Source organism: Streptomyces alanosinicus (assembly GCF_014650595.1).
Lineage (GTDB): Bacteria > Actinomycetota > Actinomycetes > Streptomycetales > Streptomycetaceae > Streptomyces > Streptomyces alanosinicus.
Genome location: NZ_BMVG01000066.1, coordinates 20,642 through 28,741, shown reverse-complemented (window position 1 = coordinate 28,741; position 8,100 = coordinate 20,642). Strand labels below are relative to the sequence as shown.

Here is an 8,100-nt window from a genome sequence, read left to right as displayed (position 1 = left end):
CACACTGATCTGCGGGATGACACCGGACGCCTTGGTGTTGCGCTGGAAGATGCCGCCGTAACCCGCGAGCGCGCTGACACCCTCCTGGATACGCGCACCCGCGCCGTCGTTCAGGGAGACCAGCGGCGCACCGGCCGCGATCGCCATGTCCATGATCTTGTGGATCTTCGTGGCGTGGGCCTCGCCCAGCGCACCGCCGAAGATCCGGAAATCATGCGCGTACACGAAGACCGTACGACCCTCGACCGTGCCCCAGCCCGTGATGACACCGTCCGTATACGGCTTCTTCGCCTCCAGCCCGAACCCGGTCGCCCGGTGCCGGCGCAGCTGCTCGACCTCCTGGAAGGACCCCGGGTCCAGAAGCAGCTCGATCCGCTCCCGCGCCGTCAGCTTGCCCTTGGCATGCTGCGCCTCGGTCGCCTTCTCACTCGGACCTGCCACCGCCCGCGCACGGATCTCGTGCAACTCGGCGACCCGCCCGCGGATGTCGGCAGGACCGGCCTCGGCCTCGGCGGCGGCAATCGTCATCGACATGTCGTCAAATCCCTTCCTGAAGGGGCGGAGGTTTCCTCACTGCCAGCTGCGCGATCCCTGGTGGCCCTTCGGCCGCCGCCACCAGCGCGAGCCGTTGACCGGCCGCCCCTGTGCGTCCTCGTCCGCCGGCCGGCCGCGCAGGGCCAGCAGTACGACGGTCAGTGCGGCCAGTTCCTCTTCGGTCGCCGTGCCGCGCTCGACGCGCAGAGCCGGTTCCCCGCAGTCCGTGTCGCCCATGCCGCCTCCTCTTTCCGGCCACCGTCCGCCATGCCGCTCAAGAGGCACTCTCGGGCCGCTAGAAACACGGTCGGCGACGCCACCGGACGCCGCCCGTCAGCTGCTGCGCGCCCGCACCGCCCGCAGTGCCAGGGCCAGCGCCTGCGCGCTCTCGGTGGCGCCGCCGACCCCGGTCATGACCACGGCCGGGGCCTCGCCGGTCTGCTGGGCCGTGCGGCGGGCGATCTCATGGGCGACCCGGCCCGCCGGACCGGCTCCGCACAGGGTCAACCGCCGCCCGGGACCGAGCAGTTCCTGCAGGGGGCCGGGTGGCACCTGCTGGCCCGTGACAGTGAGCGACACGATGCGTTCCGGTCCCTCGTGCTCGCGCACGAGCGTGTCGTACGCACCGGGTGTGACACCGGGGACGGTGACGAGGCACACGACGTCAGCCCCGGGTTCCCCGCCCCGCAACACCGCCAGCCCGAGCCGGCCGCCGCCGGGGCCGGGCGGTGTCATCCGGGGCACCTCTGAGCTGCGCAGCAGCCGCAGGGCGTCTGCGACGGTGAACCCCTGGTCCGGGTGCTCGGGCAGGCTGCGCAGCAGTTGCAGACACTGCGAGAGGGTGCCGGAGGCGTCGGTGTCCGTGAACCTGGCCCGGTCGTACAGGGCGGTCAGCACGAGGGCGCCCTCGGTGTCGTAGTGCGCGACGAGCGTGACCGGCAGGACCGTGTCCCCGCCGGCGCTCTGCGGCACGCCCACCCGGATGCCCTGCGCCGCCAGTTCGGCCCGCAGGTTGTCCGGAAGTTCGGGGCGGCTGTCGAAGCGGACGGTGGTCTCGGTCAGGTCGGAGCCGGCCTCTCGCCCGGTCCACTCCCGGATCTGGTCGCCGCAGACCCAGGCGTAGGGGTTGAGGTCGAGCGCGGCGTCCCGCACCTGGAGCAGCAGGTCCACCAGGGACGCGCCGGGGTCCACGGTGACCGTCAACGGCAGCGGGCTGCCCAGCAGTCCGGGAATGTCGGCCGCGGCCCGCAGCGACATGTCCCGCCCGGACAGATGCACGCCGAAGGCCACCGGCAGCGGCCCGTCGGCCCCGGCCGCCCGGTAGAGCAACAGCGCCCACACCACATGCAGGGCACTGCTCTCCCCCACGCCCCGGCCCGCGGCCCAGGAGCGCAGCCGGGTGGTCTGGGGCGGCCTGAGCCGGCGCTGGATCCGGCCGGGCCCCTCGGTGTGCCGCAGCGGCCCCCCGGGGCGTCCGGGGCTGACGGCGGCGTCGGCGGGCGGTGCGGCCGCCGCCCAGAACTCCCGGGCGCCGGCCGGGTCCTGGCGGGCCAGCCACTCGGTGTGGTCCCGGATGTCGGGCCGCCGGTCCCCGCCGGGCAGCACACCGCCGGCGAGGTAGGAACGGTAGAACTGCCGCACCAGCAGACGCGCCCCGCGCTCGTCGAGCAGGGCACGGTGGTAGGTGACCAGCACGCGGGTGGGCGCCCGGCCGGCGCCGGTGGTGTCGGGCGGCCCGTCGAGCAGGGACACCCGCAGCAGCCCCGGCCGGTACAGCTCGAAGCCGCGCGCCCGGTCCTGCCGGAGCAGTTCGCTCCAGCCGACGACGGCATGGACATGGCGTACGACCTCCACGACGGCGCGATCGTGCAGCACCAGGCGGGCGGCACCGGACCAGTCGAACGACGCCCGGAGCACCGCCTCCCGCTCGGCGACCGACTGCCAGGCGTTGATGAACCGGGTGAGGTCCAGCGGCCCCGCCCAGTCCCAGAAGATCTGCTCCACGTACCGGCCGGGGGCGCCCTGGCTGTCCACCGCGGCCGTGACCAGCGCCCGTTGATGCCCGGTCACGGCGACCGTGGCTCCCGTGAGCGGTGCCAGCAGGTCGGCCAGCAGCTCGTCGGTGAGCGGCCCGCCGGGTTCGGCCGGACCGCGAGGGGTGAGCCGCAGCAGATGCAGGCCCAGCCGCCCGGCGTCCGGCAGGTCGTCCAGTTCGACGTCGTACGCGGCATGGCGCTCGGCGACGCGGGCGGCGACCGCCTCGGCCTCCGTGCGGACGAGCCCGCACAGCTCGAAGACGAGGGGGGACCACGCCTCGGTGCCGAGCGGTTCATGCACCACGGCGAGGACGGCTCCCGCGTGCGAGTGATGACTCCTCATCCGCTCCCCGGGGACCCGGACACTGCCGCAGCAGCGGTGTCCGACCCCCCGACCTCCTTTTCGAATCGTTTCTGCACAGCGCGTTCGGCTACGGTCCGGCAACCCCGCCCGAACCGCCCGACGCGTCTGCTCACCGCTTTCCGGGGCCCCGCCGCCCCGGAAAGCCGATGACGCGGGCGCCCTGTGGGGGCTCCGCGGAGGGCAGCCGCACCGGTACGTCCACCGCCGCCGGGGCCCGGATCCCACCCGGTGCCGCCGGCGCGGTGTCGCGGCGGTGTGCCTCGCTCACCAAGAAGCGTTCCTCGACGAGATGGGTCGCAAAGGTCCATTCCCCCGCCGTGTCCGCGGTCAGCCGGGCGGCCCCTGTCTCGTCCCACGCGAAGCCGAGCGCCGAGAACCGGCGCCGCATGCCGTGGCCGAGCGCCTTGGTGTAGGCCTCCTTCAGCGTCCACAGCCGCAGGAACCGCTCGGTGCGCTCCTCCTCGGGCAGACCCGCGAGCAGTTCGGCCTCCTCGGCGGTGCACACGTGGTCGCGCAGCAGCTCGAAGGAGATCGGGCGCCCGGCGGGCTCGGCGTCCACGCCGACCGGCCCGGCGCGGCTGACGCCGACCACGATCAGTTCGTCGGTGTGGGTGAGGCTCACCTGCAGATCCGTGCCGAGCCCGCGCAGCACGGGCCGGCCGCCCGGCAGATAGGCGAGGTCGAGCCGGTCGGCGGGAATCTGAAGCGCCGCGGCGGCCGCGTACTTGACCACCACCCGGGATACGGCGAAGCACAGCCGTCCGGCGGGCGCCGGGTGCTGCCGGTAGCGGGGCCAGTCGCGGCCGAGCAGCAGACGCAGCCCGGGGTCGAGCAGGGCCGGTGTCAGCCACTGACCCCAGGTGGTGTGCACCACCGCCCTGCCCGTCTGTTCGATCCGCTCCTGGACCTGCTCCCATGGCCCGTCCGGCCCGGGGACGTGGCACGGCGGCGGGATCTGCACCACTTGCTCGCGGCCCGGTGCCGCGCGGGTCACGCTCACCACAGCAGCCCCGTCGCATGAAGGTCGCAGTCCACGCCGTACGCCGCACGCCGGGCCAGCTCGTCCCACACGCCGGGCTGCGGATCGGGAGTGCGGCCGGGCAGCGGCAGCCCGAGCCGCTCGGCGATCCGGCCGAGCGCCAGCAGCGCCCAGCCGGATCCGCCGAGGAACGACGGCCGCGCCCCGGCCGCCGCTTCCCGTACGCCCAGTGCGGCGGCGGCCAGCACGAGCAGGGCCTGACGGTCCGCCAGGGCACGCGCGGCCGGGTCGGCGGGGTCGTGCACATCGGTGGCCGCGCAGGCGGCCCGCAGCGCCCGCTGCTCGATGACCAGTCTGCGGGCGACGCGGGCGAGCGCCGCGGTGTCGGCGTCGTCGGCATCGGCCAGCCGGGCGGTGGCACCGGCCAGCGTCGCCGCGACGGCCTGCGGGCCGTCGGTGCCGGGTGCCTCGGCGGGTACGGCTTCGGCGATCCGGAACCGCGCGGCGAGTTCCGTGCCGTCGTCCGGCCGCCAGGCGCCGCCCGCCGCGCTCAGCCCCCGCACGATGCGGGCCTGCGCGGCGGTGGCGGCCGTCCAGTCGACCCCGGCGAACGCCCGGTCCCGGACGATCTTGGCGAGAATGCGCCGCTCCGGGGTGTTACCGGCGAAACCGCACTCGTTCAGCACCAGTTCGAGATCGCCCAGCAGGTCACCGACCAGCTGCGGCACGAGATACCCCACGACGGCGGCGAACGAAGCCCCGGACTGCTCCGACGCCCCCGAGCCGGTCGGGCCCCCGCCCGTGCCCGGCCCCTCGGCGGGACAGAACCGCAGGGCCACGGCCGTCAGACTCTCGCAGGCCAGCAGATCCGCGAAGATCGAGGCCAGCACCGGCCGCCACTGCCGGGTGGCAGGTTCGTATCTGCTGAGGTCGTCCACGATGCGGGCCGTGCCGCGCAGCACGCCGCCGGCCGCCGCGAGCAGCGCCGCCGGCCCGAGCAGTACGGCCGCCGGGTGCGGCACCGGTGCGCTCAGCAGCGGCCGGATGCTCCAGGCGTGGGCGAGGGCGAGATCCCGGCGGAAGAGCGGACGCAGGGCGCGGGCGAGCCGGTCGGCGGCCGGCCGCGCCTGCCCGGCACCGGGCAGACCGGCGGGAGGCGGGGGCAGCGCGTCGTGCCCGGCGGCCCACAGGGCGGACCGGCCGTAGGGGTTGCCGGGGTCCCGAGGGTCGCCGAGCAGCGCTTCGAGGCGCGCCGCGTACTGCGCCGCGCCCTCTGCCGGTTCCGCGCCTTCCGGGGGTGTCCGGGTCGTCGGGGGCCGCCCGGCACGCGGGACGGGCCTGGTCAGGGCCATCGCCGATCTCCTCGTCGTCGTGGTGCCGGTCGCCGTACGGTCGTTCTCCGGCGGGCTCATCGCAGTCGGCGTACGGCGCTCTCGGCGCGCCAGCGCACCAGGCTCAGCACCTCGGTGCTCATCCGGCCGAGCCACTCGCGCACATACCGGCGGGCATCCACGAGCAGAGCGCCCCCGCCCAGGGCGGCCTCCACCGCTCTCTCCCTCAGCATCACGGTGTGGGCGGAGACGACGCGCACCCCGGTCGCGTCGGGTTCCAGGTACCACTCCCCGCAGTGCGCGGCGACGAGGTCGGGCGTCACCGTCTCCTTGTGGACGATCCGTCCGGCGGCCGGGAAGCACAGCCGTACGGCCTCGGACACCGTCGTCTCCCCCGTCTCCGTGGCGCAGGTGTGCAGGACTGTCATCTGCACGCCCGGCTGGTCCTCGGTGACCTCGGACCATTCGACGTGGGGAACCAGCTCGGCCCAGTCCTCGATGCGGTAGAGGAAGTCGTAGACGAGTTCCGAGGAGCCGGCGACGTACACGCTGTCCTCGAAGGACAGCAGCAGTTCATCCATCCGGTCCCAGCGCTCGGCGGCCGCGCGCAGCGCCTCCAGCTCGGCCCGCACATCCGTCTGCAGGCTCGCGGGGCTCTCCCCGGGCCCGGCCGGGCGCTCCTGGCGCAGGGTCAGCAGGCACTGGTGCTCGCCGTCGGGTTCCACGCTCCAGGTGCCGGTCGTCGGCCCCTCAGGCAGCAGGGCGTCCCGCTGCTCGAACTCGACACGGCGTTCGCGTGCCCGCAGGACCCGGTGCGAGAGGCAGGACCGCACATGGCCGTACCGCAGGTCCCACAGCCGCAGGTCCTCCTCGGTGCCGTCGAAGTCGATGCGTTCGACGTGGACGTAGGAGGGCAGCAGGACCGGCCAGCGGGGGGCGTCGGCGAGCAGACCGTAGACGACACCGGCGGGTGCCGCGACCGAGACGGTGTGCTGGGCGGAGTGCACTCGCTGCGACGACATGCGCGACCCCCTCCTCCAGGTGTGATCAACGCTGCACCGCAAGGCCTGAGCGGGGCTCGATTCCTGGTGGAGGGGGGTGTAGGTGGGGAGAGATCAGGCCACCGGCGCGGCGGGAACGGCCGCCGCCGAGCGGGCCGGGAGGGCGCCGGGCCCGGACATCAGGATGGATCGCTGCAACTTGCCGAGCGCGGCGGACGGTTCGAGGCCCATGGTGCGCACCAGGGTCGAGCGCAGCCGCTGGTAGGCGTCGAGCGCCTCGCCGCGCCGTCCGGAGCGGTACAGCGCCAGCATGAACTGGCCGCACAGGCTCTCGTGTGTGGGGTACTGGTTGACCAGCACGGTCAGTTCGGCGAGCAGCTCACGGTGCCGGCCGAGCCGCAGGTCCGCCTCGACCCGCTGGTCCAGTGCGCACAGCCGGCTCTCCTCCAGCCGCTTCACCTCGGTCTGCAGATGGGGTCCGGTGTGGACGTCGGTGAGTGCGGGGCCGCTCCACAGGTCGAGCGCCTCACGCAGCAGTCGGGCGGCCTGGGGGTAGTCCTCGGCGTCCATGGCCCGGTATCCGGAGCCGGCGAGCCGCTCGAACTCCCGTACGTCACTGATGTCGTCGCCGCCCTTGAGGAGATAACCGCCGGGGACGGTCAGCAGTACGTCCTTGGCCTGGCGGCGCTGCCCGGTGTCGTCCCCGGTGCCGTTCTCCAGGGCGGCGGAGATGAGGTCGCGCAGCTGCAGGATGTAGGTCTGCAGGGTGGCCCGGGCGCTGCGCGGGGGCTCGCTCCCCCACAGCTCCTCGGTCAGCACACCCACCGGGACGACCTGACCGGCACGCAGTGCCAGGAGGGCGAGCACCTGGCGGGGCTTGGGCGCCGTCGGCGTGATGGACACTCCGCGGTGCCGTACGGCGAGTGTGCCGAGTACATCGATGTCCACGCCGTTTCCCCCGCTCCCTGCGCTGTCTGCAGCGTTTCCCTAGCAAGTCGAGTAAAAAACAGCGCGTGCGGTATGTCAACGCCAAACCGGAAACCCTGCTTATTCTCCATTCCCACACGAGGACCGCTCAATTGACCCACACCAACGGTGGATAAAAGGGAAGAAAAGGGCAATCAGCGAAAGATGACTGGTGGGATCGAGGCCGCTTGACCCGATCATTACCAGACCATGCGAGCTGTTTTACTGGATGGACCCCTGCGGCTGCGTCTCCTCCGCCATCGCCATGAGCGCGCTCTCAGGGAAGGCCGCCAGCCGCGGCAGGATGAAGGACCAGAACTGCGCCAGGCGTTCGGCCGGCGGCCAGCCGTCGTCCATCGCGGCGATCACCTCGATACCGACCGTGGCCGCTACGATCGCGGTCGTCGCCTCGTCCGGCGATACGTCGTCGGCCAGTTCACCCGCACGCTGCGCCTGCAGCACCAGGTCGCGCACACAGTCGTGCCACCAGGCCAGGATGGCCGCGTCGCTCTTGCGGGAGGGGTCACCGCTGAGTTTGAAGCCGGCCCTGATGACCGGGTCGTCGGCGACGGCCAGCAGCAGGCCGGACATCATGCGCATGAGCGACTGCAACGAGGTGCCGGCCACATCGCGGCAGCGCTCGGCCAGCTTCTCGACCGAGTCCGTGGCAGCGGACTCCACCTCGGTGGCCAGCGCTTCCTTGTTGGCGAAGTGGAAGTGCAGGGCGCCCGCGCTCACCCCGGCCCGCCTGCTGATCGCCGGAAGAGAGGCGAGGGCATACCCATCAGCGGCGAACACCTCGGCCGCCGCACGGATCAGGGACTGACGTGTCCGTGCCGCCCTCACCTGCTTGACCATGACGCCCTCCTCCTAGACATGCGCGGAAACC

The 8,100-nt window shown here is 73.2% G+C and carries 8 protein-coding genes; all 8 read right to left on the bottom strand.

Features of this window, described 5'->3' with window-relative positions; all coding sequences use genetic code 11:
- A partial coding sequence (locus IE277_RS44450; protein ID WP_308433484.1) for a carboxyl transferase domain-containing protein occupies positions 1 to 534 on the bottom strand: 534 nt, incomplete at its 3' end.
- Between the two features lie 36 nt (positions 535 to 570).
- On the bottom strand, positions 571 to 771 hold the full coding sequence (locus tag IE277_RS44445) for an acyl-CoA carboxylase subunit epsilon (protein WP_189959525.1): 201 nt from the start codon (positions 769 to 771) through the stop codon (positions 571 to 573).
- Between the two features lie 96 nt (positions 772 to 867).
- Complete coding sequence (locus IE277_RS44440; protein WP_189959523.1) at positions 868 to 2,913, bottom strand: condensation domain-containing protein; 2,046 nt, start codon at positions 2,911 to 2,913, stop codon at positions 868 to 870.
- A 130-nt stretch (positions 2,914 to 3,043) separates the two neighbouring features.
- Positions 3,044 to 3,934: a 4'-phosphopantetheinyl transferase family protein gene (locus IE277_RS44435; RefSeq protein ID WP_189959520.1), complete on the bottom strand. Its 891-nt coding sequence runs from the start codon at positions 3,932 to 3,934 to the stop codon at positions 3,044 to 3,046.
- Positions 3,931 to 5,325 carry a hypothetical protein gene (locus IE277_RS44430; protein WP_189959518.1) on the bottom strand — a complete coding sequence of 465 codons (1,395 nt, stop codon included), beginning with the start codon at positions 5,323 to 5,325 and terminating at the stop codon, positions 3,931 to 3,933. Before IE277_RS44430 ends, IE277_RS44435 begins: the two co-directional genes overlap by 4 nt.
- Positions 5,322 to 6,266, bottom strand: a complete 945-nt coding sequence (locus IE277_RS44425) for an SRPBCC family protein (protein ID WP_189959516.1) — start codon at positions 6,264 to 6,266, stop codon at positions 5,322 to 5,324. Before IE277_RS44425 ends, IE277_RS44430 begins: the two co-directional genes overlap by 4 nt.
- A 93-nt stretch (positions 6,267 to 6,359) precedes the next feature.
- A complete protein-coding gene (locus IE277_RS44420) occupies positions 6,360 to 7,193 on the bottom strand; it encodes an AfsR/SARP family transcriptional regulator (protein ID WP_189959514.1) in 834 nt (277 codons plus the stop codon).
- A gap of 240 nt (positions 7,194 to 7,433) precedes the next feature.
- Entirely contained in the window at positions 7,434 to 8,069 is a 636-nt protein-coding gene (locus IE277_RS44415; RefSeq protein ID WP_189959512.1) for a ScbR family autoregulator-binding transcription factor, read from the bottom strand.
- Positions 8,070 to 8,100 lie beyond the last annotated feature (31 nt).

What these genes read in the sequence shown, in the direction of transcription:
- IE277_RS44415 (WP_189959512.1), bottom strand. Translation starts at nt 8,069, where the DNA reads ATGGTCAAGCAGGTGAGGGCGGCACGGACACGTCAGTCCCTGATCCGT.
- IE277_RS44430 (WP_189959518.1), bottom strand. Translation starts at nt 5,325, where the DNA reads ATGAGCCCGCCGGAGAACGACCGTACGGCGACCGGCACCACGACGACG.
- IE277_RS44425 (WP_189959516.1), bottom strand. Translation starts at nt 6,266, where the DNA reads ATGTCGTCGCAGCGAGTGCACTCCGCCCAGCACACCGTCTCGGTCGCG.
- IE277_RS44445 (WP_189959525.1), bottom strand. Translation starts at nt 771, where the DNA reads ATGGGCGACACGGACTGCGGGGAACCGGCTCTGCGCGTCGAGCGCGGC.
- IE277_RS44440 (WP_189959523.1), bottom strand. Translation starts at nt 2,913, where the DNA reads ATGAGGAGTCATCACTCGCACGCGGGAGCCGTCCTCGCCGTGGTGCAT.